This window comes from Cognatundibacterium squillarum (assembly GCF_014652435.1).
Classification (GTDB): Bacteria; Pseudomonadota; Gammaproteobacteria; order Burkholderiales; family Burkholderiaceae_D; genus Undibacterium; species Undibacterium squillarum.
The window spans coordinates 55,859-70,901 of sequence record NZ_BMYU01000010.1; the positions used below are offsets into that span (position 1 = coordinate 55,859).

At 50.5% G+C, this 15,043-nt stretch carries 12 protein-coding genes; 4 read left to right on the forward strand and 8 right to left on the reverse strand.

What is annotated here, in order from left to right; genetic code table 11:
- Nucleotides 1–2: 2 nt before the first annotated feature.
- Nucleotides 3–239 carry a hypothetical protein gene (locus IE092_RS16500; RefSeq protein ID WP_189358412.1) on the reverse strand — a complete coding sequence of 79 codons (237 nt, stop codon included), beginning with the start codon at nt 237–239 and terminating at the stop codon, nt 3–5.
- Between the two features lie 183 nt (nt 240–422).
- Here IE092_RS16500 and IE092_RS16505 point away from each other — a divergent pair, with 183 nt between their 5' ends.
- Nucleotides 423–731: a c-type cytochrome gene (locus tag IE092_RS16505; RefSeq protein ID WP_189358413.1), complete on the forward strand. Its 309-nt coding sequence runs from the start codon at nt 423–425 to the stop codon at nt 729–731.
- A gap of 72 nt (nt 732–803) precedes the next feature.
- Here IE092_RS16505 and IE092_RS16510 read toward each other — a convergent pair whose 3' ends face one another.
- Nucleotides 804–1,949 carry a branched-chain amino acid ABC transporter substrate-binding protein gene (locus IE092_RS16510; protein WP_189358415.1) on the reverse strand — a complete coding sequence of 382 codons (1,146 nt, stop codon included), beginning with the start codon at nt 1,947–1,949 and terminating at the stop codon, nt 804–806.
- Between IE092_RS16510 and IE092_RS16515 the strand changes: the two genes are divergently transcribed.
- Nucleotides 1,851–2,408 (forward strand): hypothetical protein, encoded by a 558-nt coding sequence (locus IE092_RS16515; protein ID WP_189358531.1) that lies wholly within the window; start codon nt 1,851–1,853, stop codon nt 2,406–2,408. The genes IE092_RS16510 and IE092_RS16515 overlap by 99 nt on opposite strands.
- 183 nt (nt 2,409–2,591) lie before the next feature.
- Here the strand turns inward: IE092_RS16515 and IE092_RS16520 are convergent, their stop codons facing one another.
- The 6 genes from IE092_RS16520 to folD form a co-directional block, all read right to left on the reverse strand.
- Complete coding sequence (locus IE092_RS16520; RefSeq protein WP_189358418.1) at nt 2,592–4,142, reverse strand: methyl-accepting chemotaxis protein; 1,551 nt, start codon at nt 4,140–4,142, stop codon at nt 2,592–2,594.
- Nucleotides 4,143–4,411: 269 nt separating this feature from the next.
- Complete coding sequence (locus tag IE092_RS16525; protein WP_189358420.1) at nt 4,412–4,846, reverse strand: hypothetical protein; 435 nt, start codon at nt 4,844–4,846, stop codon at nt 4,412–4,414.
- Entirely contained in the window at nt 4,843–5,268 is a 426-nt protein-coding gene (locus tag IE092_RS16530) for a DNA polymerase III subunit chi (RefSeq protein WP_189358422.1), read from the reverse strand. The genes IE092_RS16525 and IE092_RS16530 overlap by 4 nt, the downstream gene beginning before the upstream one ends.
- A gap of 7 nt (nt 5,269–5,275) precedes the next feature.
- The gene (locus tag IE092_RS16535; RefSeq protein ID WP_189358424.1) at nt 5,276–5,905 is read right to left on the reverse strand and encodes a glutaredoxin family protein; all 630 of its coding nucleotides are present in this window, start codon (nt 5,903–5,905) and stop codon (nt 5,276–5,278) included.
- A 16-nt stretch (nt 5,906–5,921) separates the two neighbouring features.
- Nucleotides 5,922–7,982, reverse strand: coding sequence for a M3 family metallopeptidase (locus IE092_RS16540; RefSeq protein WP_189358426.1), 2,061 nt, complete (start codon nt 7,980–7,982; stop codon nt 5,922–5,924).
- A gap of 2 nt (nt 7,983–7,984) precedes the next feature.
- Nucleotides 7,985–8,830, reverse strand: coding sequence for a bifunctional methylenetetrahydrofolate dehydrogenase/methenyltetrahydrofolate cyclohydrolase FolD (gene folD, locus IE092_RS16545; RefSeq protein ID WP_189358428.1), 846 nt, complete (start codon nt 8,828–8,830; stop codon nt 7,985–7,987).
- 366 nt (nt 8,831–9,196) lie between these two features.
- Between folD and IE092_RS16550 the strand changes: the two genes are divergently transcribed.
- Entirely contained in the window at nt 9,197–11,980 is a 2,784-nt protein-coding gene (locus IE092_RS16550) for a TonB-dependent receptor (protein ID WP_229793224.1), read from the forward strand.
- 323 nt (nt 11,981–12,303) lie between these two features.
- Nucleotides 12,304–15,000 (forward strand): pyruvate dehydrogenase (acetyl-transferring), homodimeric type, encoded by a 2,697-nt coding sequence (aceE, locus tag IE092_RS16555; protein WP_189358430.1) that lies wholly within the window; start codon nt 12,304–12,306, stop codon nt 14,998–15,000.
- Nucleotides 15,001–15,043: the final 43 nt, after the last annotated feature.

Below are 15,043 nucleotides of genomic sequence, written 5' to 3' on the forward strand. Positions count from 1 at the left end.
AATCAGCGTTTGCGTTCATTCTTTTGATTGAACGCACGCTTAACCCGTTCTTTGCGGATGGTGTCGTAGTGCAGATCCTGTTTTTTTGCATCCAGACCAAACAGACGCTCCAGAAATTCAAACCAGATAAACGCAAATACTGCGCCGCCGATCAGCCACCACCACGAAGCTTCTGCAAAAATCCAGATGCCGGCCAGTTTGAGTATCAGAAACAACACCAAAGGAATAATCAGAATCATATCCGTCCCGGAATGAAGCAGTGAGTTCTCGTATTTTCACCGCAGTAATTAGCAAAAAATTGCAAAACAAGACAGCAGAGATTAAAGCGGAATTTGCAGCAGGTCAATCAGCAAACCCCGTATCTGCCGCACACTCACAATCGCGCTAAAATGATTGCGCTTTATCTTAACCAGGAGAATGTAATGAAATACAAACTGATGCTGGCAGCGATGATGGCTGCACTGGCTTCCGGTTCTGCTTTTGCAAATGCAGACCTCGCTAAAGCGAAAAACTGCATGACATGCCACTCTGTGGATGCCAAAGTCGTTGGCCCTGCATATAAAGAAGTCGCAAAGAAATATGCGGCAGATAAAAAAGCCGAAGCAATGCTGGTACAGAAAGTTATGAAGGGCGGCAGCGGAACATGGGGTCCGGTTCCTATGCCGGCTAATCCGCAAGTATCTGAAGCAGAAGCCAAAACACTGGTGAAATGGGTACTGTCGCTGAAATAATCTGTTCAGCACATGAAGCCATAAAAAAAGCCCTGCAACTGCAGGGCTTTTTGTTTTACCGGATGCGGACGATTATTTTGTCACGCTCAGGATTTCACGCTGACCACCTTTGTAGGTGTACAGAGTCAGAGTACCGTCTTTGATGTCGCCTTTGTCATCGAATGCGATGTCACCGGTAACACCACGGTATTTAATTTTCTTCAGTACTGGCAGGTATTTCGCTGGTTCTGCGGAACCGGCTTGTTTCATCGCTTCAACCATGACCATGACGGAGTCATAAACATACGGTGCGTAGATCTGAACCTGAACACCATATTTTTTCTTGAATGCGGCTTTCCAGTCATCGCTGATTTTCTTCTGTGCTTCCAGAACACCGCCTGCTTCAGCACAAACTACCTGGCCTTCGCCGATGCCGTCACCAGCCAGTTTAGGCAAGTCAGCGGTACAGATACCGTCACCACCCATGAACTTAGCATTGATGCCCAGTGCTTTCATTTGCTTCAGCATAGGACCGGCAACTGCATCCATACCGCCGAAGAAAATCAGGTCTGGTTGTTTTGCTTTGATGGTCGTCAGAATCGCTGCGAAGTCATTGGACTTGTCAGTTGTATGCTCAGTTGCAACAACTTCTGCGCCTTTACCTTTTGCGCCCTTGATAAATTCTTTGGCAACGCCTTCACCGTATGCTGTTTTGTCGTCGATCACAGCAATTTTCTTCGCTTTGGAGATTTGCACAGCAAAGCGACCCAGTGTACCGCCCAGCTGACCGTCATTCGCTACAACGCGGAATGCGCCTTTAAAGCCCTGATTGGTGTAAGGAACAGCAGTTGCGGAAGGGGAAATCTGTGGAATACCTGCATCGTTGTAAATTTTGGAAGCAGGGATGGTTGTGCCGGAGTTCAGATGGCCGATAACGCCGTTAACTTTCGCGTCCACCAGTTTTTGCGCAACGGTTGTACCTTGTTTCGGATCACCGCCGTCATCTTCAGCCAGCAGTTCGAATTTTACTTTTTTACCACCGATGGTCACGCCTTTGGCATTCAGATCTTCGATCGCCATTTTAGCGCCGAGTTCGTTGTCTTTACCCAGGTGAGCAATCGCGCCGGAAACAGGACCAACGTGACCAATTTTAACCACCATCTCCTGAGCCGCTGCAGTACCGGCGAAAGCGAAGGCAATTGCGCCAGCCAGTGGAATCATTTTAGTTTTGAACGACATGTATGTACTCCTAAGGTTTATCAAGTAGGACAAGGTAATTGCTTAACCAACTTATTCAGACAACTGAATAAAATAAAAGGTACATCAGAAAAATTGTTTAGCAAAGCGATTTTGTGCGGTTTTTTACTGAAAAGGACAATTTTTGTACGTCACAAAAAAGCGCAATGCTGCGCTGTGCCGCGCACTTTTTTTGTGCGCCGGCGCAGCCTCTGCGAAGCTGAAAAAAGCTGGCAATCCGGCTGTGCGGATTTGTGCCAATACAGCGTAGTGGCTGATCTTACAATCTTGCGCTTCGGAGACGGTGATTTCGTTTCTCCCGCCGGTAGTCGCCGAATTGGCAGTTTTCCTGCACAGCTTGCGGGCATTCTGTTGCTGAAGGGGAATATTATTCAGAGAGTTTTATTGCGATGCACAATCGAAGTATTCGCACGTTCAGTGCGCAGAATGCGCAGCTTTTGACAGGCATAAAATAAGCTGTGGGACGCAGTTGCACCAACGGTTTTGTGGAAGGAATGCAACAGTTTTAAGTGCGGAGCAGCGTTACCGAGAAAAGCTGAAGTGCTATCTGCAGTCTCACTGATCGCCTTTAGCTACTGCAAATGCATGCCGGCAAGCTGCCGGCATGCCCGTGTTTTATGCAGATCAGCGGTTTAAACGGAACACGCTGGTCAGTCTGGCGAGATGTGCGGACTGATCTTCCAGTGCTTTGGAGGCAGCAGCAGCCTGTTCAACCAGGGCTGCATTTTGCTGAGTCGCCTCGTCCATTTGAATGATGGCCTGATTGACTTCTTCAATGCCGCTGCTTTGCTCCTGACTGGCTAAGGAGATTTCACTGATCATTTCACTGACTTTGTTAACATCGGATACCAGTTGGCGCATTGTACTGTCGGTGCGGTTGACTTGTTGCTTACCTGATTCAACTTTACTGACCGAATCATCGATCAAGCCTTTGATTTCGCGGGCTGCTGCGGCACTGCGTTGCGCCAGTGTACGTACTTCCGATGCCACCACAGCAAATCCACGACCCTGTTCACCGGCTCTCGCAGCTTCCACAGCCGCGTTCAGCGCCAGAATATTGGTTTGAAACGCGATACCGTCGATAACACCGATAATATCGGTGACTTTTCCTGATGACTCGCTGATTTCCTGCATCGTTGCAGTCAGTGCTGCAATTGAGTTTCCGCTCTCATTGGCAGTGGCAGCTGCGTTCTGCGACAACTTCTGCGCAGCGAGGGCACTGGCGGCATTTTGTCTGACGGTTGAAGTCAGCTCTTCCATCGCAGAGGCGGTTTCCTCCAGCGAGCCAGCCTGTTGTTCAGTACGGTTCGATAAATCCTGATTTCCCTGAGCAATTTCTGAGGAAGCGATTGAAATCGCATCCGCGCCATGCCGGACTTCGCCGACCAGTTTTTGCAGACTGTTACTCATGATGGAAATTGCGTTCAGCAAACGGCCGATTTCATCGGTGGAGCGTACTTCAATGTGACGCGTCAGATCACCTTTGGACACGGATTCCGCAACCGAGACAGCGTGTTCAAGATGCCCCGCAATCCAGCGGGCAAAAAATACGGCGAGCGCAATCGCCGCAACCACAATCAGTAAAATTACTGCAATGACACCATTCCGCGAATTCTCATATACAGCGTTCGCTTGTTCGCTGGCGTCGTCTGCGGCTTTCTCGTTCTGGTTAGAGATCGATTCAATCTTTTCATTCATAGCACGAAACAGCTTGTTTGAATCGCCTTTGAAAAGATTGCGGGCATCTTCTTTACTACCATCACGTGACAGTTGCAGCATGGCCTGATTGACTTTCAGGTACTGATTCAACAAGTCTTTCCACTCAGCATACTGTTTTCGTTCATCGTCTGCTGCCGGCACTTTTTCATATTCTGTCTGCTGCTTTCTCAGTGTTTCCAGACGTGTTGTCATTGCCTTTTCATTGTTTTGCATATCAGCTTCGCTGGCAGCTGCAATGTGGCTGGCTTCTGAAATGCGAAAGCGTGCGGTGGATAGCTGCAGCTTAGCCACAGCTTCAACACTGGGCAGGGAATCGGTTGCGATAAATGAGGATGCATGGTTCAGTTTGATCAGAGATGACAGTGAAAATAGTCCCAGAAAGACATTTAAAACGATAAGTATGCTAAAGGCGGCAATAAGTTTTCCGCCGATACTGAGATTGCGAAACCAGTTCATGTTCTGACCTTGTTATTTTAAAAGTAAAGGAAGTGTGGGAAATACGCGCGAAATGATCCAGATTGGCTAGTTCGGAACAGTTTTGACGTGTTGATGCCGCACAATAAAGTTTTAGCTTATCATGCTAAATATGTTGCTAGTATATTGGAAAAGTGAATATTGCCATACAAACAGAAAAATACTGGCGGTATTACTGCTTGGTAGGCGAAGGGGAGAGGTAGTATGGTCCCGATTGCTGCAACTGCAAACGAGACCTTAGTTTGAATCAGTTACTGTTTTCCTGAGCGAATTTTCAGTAATTCCTGTTGCACCGAGCGTGTAACCAGTTCATTTAATGAGTTGGCAAGACCAGTCCGGATTTCATCGGCAAGTTTATCGACTGCGGTTTGCAGTACGTCAGCCAGTCCGTCACGTACCCGGTGTTCAAGTACAAAATCAACACGGGTAAGTACCTGTTTCAGAACTGCTTCTCTGACAGTCAGTTCCATTGCATCCCAGTCCAGCTCCGGTGTGGAGGGTGTCGTTGTCAGCGCTTCTGCTGCTAACTTTTCGGATTGCATAAGCGGAGTATCCAGCACCGGAATATCGTCAGGTACAACAACAGATACAGGCTCGCTTACAGCAATGGTTGTGGTAACGGTCTCAGCGACCGGTTCGATTATTTCTGTTAATACAGGAATGTTGGCGTCGTTCACAGAAGTCATGCGTTTGCCTGGAAATGATGAAGCTCGTGGCCGGATTGCTGGTAGCTGCGATAACGCTGACGACCTGCCTGAATATCATCTTCGGTACGACTGACGATTTCAATCATGCGCTCAAATAGCGCAAACTGCTGCGGTGTATGCTGGGACAAGTTCAGCAGAATCCGGGTTTTATCTGTCTGCACCGGAAAAGGTTCAGCAGCTGTCAGCAACACAGAGGAATGCTTCGCCTGTGGACTTTCAGCGCCAGCATGTGCAATGAATTCCTGTTCGGAAATGGTCCAGAGGGCTTCGTCGAGAACGCGCAGCTGGCGGCTGTCCGGATGAAATACTGTGACATGACAATTGGTCTGATACGCCTTTCGTATCAGACGACAACAATAGCTTAATCTGTCAGCAACGTTGCTGTGAAAGTCAATGCGCATACCGCGTTCAAAACTGAAAACCGGTATTCTGCTCCTGTTTTGCCGGTTTAGGAATGTTCTGCGCTTTTTTACGGGAATTTTTTTGTTCGCCGGTCGCAGGGGAGGCAGTGGCTGCTACTGGCACAAGTGCTTCTGCCGGAGGATTTTTATAATCTGAGGGCAAGCGGCTGGACGTCGGATATCCGGAGTTTTGCAGCGCCTGGCGGATTTCTTCTGGTGTGAATCCACGCAAACGCTGTCCGCCGATTTGTAAAAACGGCAGTTGAGTATCGCCGGATATCTGCTGGAATTTTTCAATGTCCTGATCCGTCGTCACAGTTTTTTCGGTATAAGGAACACCTTGTGATCGCAACAGGTTCTTCGCATCCTGACAAGGAGCACAGTTATTGCCTGTGTACACCGTCACAGGCGCATTTTGCACCGCCAGCGCCAGTTCATATGGCAGGCTGGCAGTGTTTGCCGGTTTGCTGAGACTGCGGGTTTCCACCAGTTTTTGTCCGGGAGGCGGTGGCGTGTCTGAATATACCCACCGGCCATCAGGGCCGACAGATTTATACAATTGCGCAAATGCTTCGCCTGTACAGGACAGGCATGCAATTGCCAGCCCAAGACTGAAAAACTGATGTAAATACCGCATAGAAAACTCCGCTGTATCAGGCGGTCATGCCACTGTGCCGCAGCAGTGCGCTGATATCCGGTGCTCTGCCGCGGAAAGCGGTAAAGGAATCCAGTGCCGGACGCGAACCGCCAGCCTCGAGCACTTCACGCAAAAACCGTTGTCCGGTTTCAGCCGATAAAGTACTGCCGTCAGCGGAGCGGGATTCTTCGAACGCGGCATACGCATCTGCGGAAAGTACTTCCGCCCATTTATAACTATAGTAGCCGGCTGCATAACCGCCCGCAAAAATATGGCTGAACGAATGTTGCATGCGGTTAAAAGCCGGAGGAATCAGGACAGCAAATTGCTTTCTGACATCGTCAATGACGGATTGCACAGAAGCAGCATCGCTGATTTCCGCCTGATGATGCAGTCTCATATCCAGCAAGGCAAATTCGACCTGACGAAGGGTTTGCAAACCAGCCTGGAAGTTCTTCGCAGCGATCATTTTGTCGTACAGGCTGCGTGGCAATGGTTGCCCGTTTTCAACATGGGCGGTCATTGATTGCAGTACATCCCATTCCCAGCAGAAATTCTCCATAAACTGAGAAGGAAGCTCAACAGCATCCCATTCGACGCCTGAGATGCCGGATACAGCCAGTTCATCCACTTGCGTCAGCAAATGATGGAGACCGTGTCCGAATTCGTGGAACAGGGTAATGACATCATCATGGGTGAACAGTGCGGGACGTTGTACGCCGTTCAGTGTGACAGGTGCTGAGAAATTACAGACGAGATAGGCAACCGGCGTTTGAATGCCGTCTTTTAATGCGCGCCGGCCGCGTGCATCATCCATCCACGCTCCACCGCGCTTGCCAGCGCGCGCATATAAGTCCAGATAAAACTGTCCCAGCAACTGGCCGTTCCGTTCAATGCGGAAAAATTTCACGTCAGGATGCCAGGTTGCAGTCTGTTCGGCCTGAATGCTGACGCCGAACAAACGCTGAATCACATCAAACAGTCCTGCCAGTACCTTGTTTTCAGGAAAGTATTCTTTTACCTCCTGCTCCGAAAAGGCGTAACGCTGCTGGCGCAGTTTCTCGGAGGCATAAGTGACATCCCACGCCTGAAGGTCAGGCAAATTCAGTTCACTGGCTGCAAACGCACGCAATTCTTCCAGATCTTTCTCGGCAAATGGCCGGGCGCGCTGCGCCAGATCTTCAAGAAACGCTGTGACTTGCGCCGGCGATTCCGCCATTTTGGCAGCCAGAGATACATCTGCGTAAGCCGGATAACCCAGCAACTGTGCTTCTTCCTTGCGCAATTGCAGTAACTCGGTCATGACCTGACTGTTATCCCACTCAGGCTTCGCACCAAGCTCGGATGCTTTTGTTGCGTTTGCACGGTAAATTGCTTCGCGCAGTGAACGCTGATCCGCATATTGCAGTACCGGGAAATATGAGGGGAAGTGCAGCGTGAATTTATAGCCTGATTTGGCATCCTGTTCAGCTGCCGCACGTGCAGCTGCAATCACATCTTCCGGCAAGCCGCTCAGTTCCCTGATATCTTCGACAAACAGCGCAAAGTCATTGGTGGCATCCAGAACATTTTCGGAAAAGCGGATGGCAGACGCTGCCTGTTTGTCCTGAATGCTGGCGAAGCGGGATTTGTCAGCATCATTCAGTTCCGCGCCCCCGAGACGGAAATCCCGCAGCGCGTGGCTGATAATGGTTTTGCGTGCCTGAGGTAACTGCGCGTAATCCTTTGCTGCTGCCAGCGCTTTGTATTTTTCAAAAAGCGCCAGACTTTGCCCAACCCGGGTGCCGAACTCGGTGACGGCCGGTTGCATCTCGTTATATGCAGCGCGCAGCTCGGGTGTATCTGCCACGGCATTCAGGTGAGAAATCACGCCCCAGGCGCGGCTCAGGCGTTCAGAGGCATCGTCCAGCGGTACCACAACCTGATCCCATTCAGCCGGAGTTGTGTCAGCCGACGCCTGATCCAGCGCAGCATTCGCTTTTGCCAGCAGCTCAGTAATTGCCGGTGCAACATGCTCGGCGCGGATATCCGCAAATCTTGGTAACCCGGAAAAGTCCAGCAAAGGATTATCGTTCATTCTCAGTTTCTTTCAGCAGCTTCAATCGTATTGACCAGCAGCATGGTGATGGTCATTGGTCCGACGCCGCCCGGTACAGGTGTGATGTAGCCAGCAACTTCTTTTGTTGCGGCGTAATCGACATCACCACACAACTTGCCTTCGTCATCCCGGTTCATACCGACGTCGATCACAACAGCGCCGGGTTTTACCATGTCAGCGGTGACCAGATTACGTTTACCGGTTGCCACAACCAGAATATCTGCATTGCGTGTGTGTGCACCGAGGTCGCGGGTCTTGGAGTTACAGATGGTGACGGTAGCGCCTGCTTGCAAGAGCAACATCGCCTGTGGCTTGCCGACGATGTTGGATGCACCAACGACGACAGCATTGGCGCCGCGTACCGGATAGTTGATCGATTCCAGCATTTTCATCACGCCGTATGGTGTGCATGGGCGGAATAAAGGCTGGCCTGTCATCAGGGCACCTGCGTTGCTGATATGGAAACCATCCACATCTTTTTCCGCTGCGATTGCTTCAATGACTTTATTTGCATTGATATGCGCTGGCAGCGGTAATTGGACCAGGATGCCGTGAATTTTCGGATCCTGATTCAGACGGTCGATGTGGCTCAGCAGCGCCTCTTCACTGAGTTCAGCGTCGTACTTCTCCAGAATGGAATAGAAACCGCAATCTTCACAGGCTTTCACTTTATTGCGGACATAGACCTGAGAAGCAGGATTGTCACCCACCAGAATAACTGCGAGGCCTGGTTGCTTGCCGTTTGCAGTCAGGGCAGCCGCGCGGTTTTTTACTTCTGCGCGAATTTGCTGGGAGAGTTCGTTTCCGTTAATGATTTGAGCAGTCATGATGTGCTGAAAGAGGATGGTAAAAAATTTTCGTCAGGCGAGATTATAAGTGATCAGTACAGGCTTGCCGGAGAGTGCGGGGCAAAAACAGGGTAAAGCCTCGGTCTTAGTGATGCGCAATCGTTTGCGCGCCAACCTACAGGTTGGGCTCAATTGTTTTGTGCTGATTTATTGATAACTCAAGAAGAAATCTGTTGCATTTGTGTGACGAAGCAAATCGTATTAATTGACACTTAAATCACTGCCGTGGCTTCATGTTGATTCTGAAAATCAATTTTCACTGATCCGGATAAATTCCGGAATTTGATGAAAAAATTTTCTGCTCGCAGGTCAGCATCAAAATATCTAAAACTATGGAGTGTGACGATGTATAGCGAAAAAACGATTGCTAAATCCTTACGGATTTTGTTCTCAGGCAGCCTGGTTCTGGGCGCGGGTCTGGCAGCACTGCCGGCGATGGCGCAGGAAAAAGTCCAGCGTGTTGAAGTGACAGGCACAAACATTAAGCGTGCTGAAGCTGAAACAGCTTCCCCGATTCAACTGATCAGCCGCGCGGATATTGATAAATCCGGTAAAGCGACTGTCGCTGAATACCTGCAAAGTCTGTCTGCTGACGGTGCGGGTTCTCTGCCTACCGGTTTTGGTAACGGTTTTGCTGCTGGTTCGACTGCCATTTCCCTGCGCGGTCTGGGTGCGACATCGACACTGGTATTGTTGAACGGTCGTCGTATGGCATCGTTCGGTCGCGCTGACGACGGTCAGAAAACATTTACAGACCTGAGCACCATTCCTATGGAGCTGGTGGAGCGCATTGAAATTCTGAAAGACGGCTCCTCGGCTGTGTATGGTGCAGATGCGATTGCCGGCGTCGTCAACATTATCCTGAAGCAAAATTATCAGGGCATCGTTGCAACTGCGAGCGCAGGTACTTCTAAATATCACGATAATAATCAGACAAAAGCAGCACTGACTGCCGGTTTCGGTGACTATGACACCGATCGTTATAACGTGATGGCAAACTTCGAAGTTTATAAATCCAACGAGATCTATAACAAAGACCGTGCAGGTCGTGACTGGATCGGCGCAGGTGATTTGCGTCCATGGGGTTATCCGATGGCAACGCAGTTTGCATCCGGCTATATTTCCGGTAATAACTCGGCTGCGGCCAGCCCGGCAGGTTCTATCCGTGATCCGAAAACACTGAACTATGTTTCTCTGCCGGGTTGCGGCACGTTGTCGACAACAACAAATCAGGATCCAGGTGGTGGTTGCTTGTGGTATCAGGATCAGTTCCGTTCCATGCAGCCGCAAATCGAAGGTGTGAATATCGCCAGCCGTGGTACCTTCAAAATCAGTGAAGACCTGCAGGCGTATGCGGAATTTGGTTACTCTTCACGCAAAACCGGTTTCAGCCTGACGCCACCGAGCATCACGCCAACCGTAGCATTCCCGCCAAACGCAGGTAATGCATCTGGTGTGATCAACTACGGTACAAGCATTCTGCTGGCAGCCACACATCCGCAAAATCCATACGGCGTACCTGTACGTGTACGTTACGCAGCATTTGATGTCGGTGCGCAACGCCGTAATGCAGACAATGATTTCAGCCGTCTGGTAGTCGGTCTGAAGGGGGCATATGCCGGCTGGGATTTCGATACAGCGATTCTGCACTCCGAATCCAAGCTGAAACTGACATACGAAAACATGCTGAACATGTCCGTACTGAAAGCAGCTCTGGGTGATCCGACCAGTCAGTATTTCCCGTACTACATTGGTGCACAGGCAAACAAAAATTCTGCAGCGCTGTATAACGCCTTACGCCGTACTGCGATCGCCGATGGTAAAACCAGTATGGATATCATCGACTTCAAGGCATCCCGTGAGCTGATGAAACTGCCTGGTGGTTCTATGGGGCTGGCGGTTGGTGCTGAATACCGTAAAGAAACCTATGACAGTCCGGCACTGAGTGGCACTGAAGACGGTTCTATCAATGCAAGTTATGTTGCAGCGAAAGGTGATGAAAAAGTTTACGCGCTGTACGCAGAGGTGCTGGCGCCGATCGTTAAATCGCTGGAAGCATCTGCTGCAGTACGTTACGACAAATATACCAACTTCAATTCCACAACACCAAAACTGGGATTGAAATGGACGCCGATGAAAGAACTGGCGTTGCGCGGTACTTATTCTGAAGGTTTCCGTGCGCCGGGTGCAGCTGAGTCCGGTTCGACCAGCCAGAGTACAGGTTCCGCCACTGTGCGTGACCCTGTTCGCTGCCCGAATGGCACACCGCTGCCGGGTGCAACTGCAACCGATTGTTCCCTGACTGTTGCTGCGGTAAAAGTCGGTGATCCGTCGCTGCAACCGGAAAAATCCAAAGGCTACACGCTCGGCATGGTGTTTGATCCGCTGCCAAACACATCGATTGCGCTGGATGCATGGAAAATCAAACGCTCTAACGAAATCAATCCGCTGGCATATGCAGAAGCAGCCGCACTGCCAACCGCGATTCGTCAGGATAACAATCTGACCATCAATGGCGTGGTTGTACCGAACACCGGTACACTGCTGATTTCCAAAGCGCCATACCGCAACTCCAGCTTCACGGAAGTCCGCGGTCTGGATCTGGATGCGAAACAGCGTTTTGCACTGGGTGAATATGGCAAGCTGACAGCAGACCTGCGCTGGACACATGTTATTTCCTGGAAACGCGTGGAAAAATCCGGCGTATCTTATGAATATGCCGGTACGCATGGTAACTGCGACACATCTAACTGCGCTGGTACGCCTGCCGATAAAGTGAACTTTGTACTGGGTTGGGACCGTGGTGACTGGAACGTTACCGGTAACGTTAACTACCGTGGCAAGATGAAGAATGTGTATTTTGAAGGCGATCTGTGTGCATCGCAGCTGGCGAACGGCAGCCCTGCACCGAACGCAGACTGCACACTGGCATCCTTCACAACACTGGACTTGTCTTTCCGCTGGAAGGCCATGAAAAACCTGGAAATCTTCGGTTCCGTGCAAAACGTGTTTGATAAAGTTGCGCCACTGGATCCGCTGACCTACGGTGGCATGAGCTACAACCCGATGGATGCAAGCGGCGCGATTGGCCGTTACTTCAAAGTTGGTGCGAAGTACACATTCAAATAATGGATGATGTGACTGTGTAACAACAGCGCATAACACTTCCGGAATGGACAGATGTCCGGTGAAACAGGGCGATGAGCAATCATCGCCCTGTTTTTTTATGTTTTTGCACCAGAAAACAGCAAAAAAACACTCCCTGTTTCTTATCGTGAAAAATCGGGGTGTTTTGTTGCGGTGCAAATAAAATTCCGCATTATGAAATCGTATATCGCTATTTGGAAAATGAAAAAAGCCCTGTTAGAATTCTTCCGTTCTGTAATTAGTCCAGAAATCTGAATCCCAAAACGCGCAACTTTCACGAAGCGCATCAACCGGAGACCTGAAACATGTCACCCCAAATTGATAAAGTGCTGGCGCAAGCCGAGAATGATCCCGATGTGATGGAAACCCAGGAGTGGCTGGATGCGCTCGAATCCGTGATTGATGTTGAGGGTCCTGAACGCGCCCACTATCTGATGGAGCGTATGTCTGATCTGGCGCGTCGTCGTGGTGTGGATATTCCGTTTTCGATGAATACAGCGTACATCAACACGATTCCTGCTGATAAAGGCGAGCACTGCCCGGGCAATCTGGAAATCGAAGAACGTCTGCGTTCTTACATGCGCTGGAATGCGATGGCAATGGTGGTGAAAGCCAACCGTTTTGACGGCGATCTCGGTGGTCACTTGTCTTCTTTCGCTTCGCTGGCGAATATGCTGGGCATTGGCTTTAACCATTTCTGGCACGCGCCGACCGAAGAACACGGTGGCGACCTGCTGTATATTCAGGGTCACTCCGCACCGGGCATTTATGCACGTGCTTTCCTCGAAGGCCGTATCTCTGAAGAGCAGTTGCTGCACTTCCGTCGCGAAGTAGACGGCAAAGGTCTGTCTTCTTATCCGCATCCGAAACTGATGCCGGACTTCTGGCAATTCCCTACCGTATCGATGGGTCTGGGCCCGCTGATGGCGATTTATCAGGCACGTTTCCTGAAATACCTGCATGCACGCGGTATTGCTGACACAGCAAAACGTAAAGTATGGGCATTCTGCGGTGACGGTGAGATGGACGAACCGGAATCCATGGGTGCAATCGGTATGGCTGGCCGTGAACAGCTGGACAATCTGGTCATCGTGGTTAACTGTAACCTGCAGCGTCTGGATGGTCCGGTACGCGGCAACGGCAAAATCATTCAGGAACTGGAATCCGATTTCCGTGGCGCAGGCTGGAATGTTGTAAAAGTCATCTGGGGCAGTGGCTGGGATGAGCTGCTGGCAAAAGATAAAGACGGCATTCTGCAAAAAGTGATGATGGAAACCGTAGACGGTGAATATCAGAACTACAAAGCCAAAGACGGTGCATACGTTCGTCAGCACTTCTTCGGCAAACATCCTAAACTGCTGGAAATGGTCAGCAAAATGTCCGATGACGACATCTGGCGTCTGACCCGCGGCGGCCATGATCCGCACAAAATCTACGCTGCATTTAAAGCTGCGCAGGAAAACAAAGGTTCGCCAACCGTTATTCTGGCGAAAAGTATTAAAGGCTACGGCTTCGGTAAAGCAGGTGAAGCACGTAACACCGCACACAACACCAAAAAACTCGATGATGAAGCGATCCGCGCTATGCGTGACCGCTTCCAGTTGCCTATCTCTGATGAGCAACTGCCAGCGATTCCATTCTTCAAACCAGCCGATGACTCTCCGGAAATGCAATACCTGCAGGAACGTCGCCGCGCGCTGGGTGGCTATCTGCCGCAACGTCGTCAGAAAGCCGATGAGCAACTGGTGGTGCCTGAGCTGAACGCATTCCAGGCAATGCTGGAACCTACCGCAGAAGGCCGTGAAATCTCCACAACTGCAGCTTACGTGCGTGTACTGAATGTATTGCTGCGTGACAGCAGCATCGGTCAGCGTATTGTGCCGATTATGGTGGATGAATCCCGTACTTTCGGTATGGAAGGTCTGTTCCGTCAGATCGGTATTTTCAGCCAGCTGGGTCAGCTGTACGAACCGGTCGATAAAGATCAGGTGATGTACTACCGCGAAGACAAAGCCGGTCAGATTCTGCAGGAAGGTATTAACGAAGCCGGTGGTATGAGTTCCTGGATCGCTGCGGCGACTTCGTATTCGACCAATAACCGCGTGATGATCCCGTTCTACACTTACTACTCGATGTTCGGTCTGCAGCGTATCGGCGATCTGGCATGGGCTGCCGGTGATATGCGCGCACGTGGTTTCCTGATCGGTGGTACTGCCGGTCGTACCACACTGAACGGTGAAGGTCTGCAGCATGAAGACGGTCACAGCCATCTGCTGGCGTCCACCATTCCGAACTGCGTCCCTTACGATCCGACCTTCGCGCACGAAGTTGCCGTGATTATTCAGGATGGTCTGCGCCGCATGGTTGCGAATCAGGAAGACGTGTTCTACTACATCACCGTGATGAACGAGAACTACGCGCATCCGGGTATGAAAGCCGGTCAGGAAGAAGGCATCATCAAAGGTCTGTACCTGTTCCAGAAAGCGGAAGACAACACCAAGCACCGTGTACAACTGATGGGTTCCGGCACGATCCTGCGCGAAGTCATCGCTGCAGCGGATCTGCTGAAAAACGACTGGGGTATCGCTGCTGACGTCTGGTCTGCACCGTCGTTCACTCTGCTGGCCCGTGATGGTCAGGATGCGGAACGTTATAACATGCTGCACCCGACTGAAACTGCACGTCTGCCGTACTTCACTGAATGCCTGAAAGATACACAAGGCCCGATCGTGGTATCGACCGACTACATGCGTACTTACGCCGAACAGGTACGTGCATTTGTACCGCGTGACCGCAGCTATAAAGTACTGGGCACTGACGGTTACGGCCGTTCTGACACCCGTGCAAAACTGCGTGAATTCTTTGAAGTTAACCGCTACTTCGTCGTGGTTGCTGCTCTGAAATCGCTGGCAGATGAAGGCACGCTGTCCGCTTCTGTTGTAGCACAGGCGATTGCGAAATACGGTATCGATCCGAATAAACCAAATCCGGTCACTGTCTGATCAGTGGTTCGTCCGCGTCAGTGCTGCATCAGCAGCACTGACA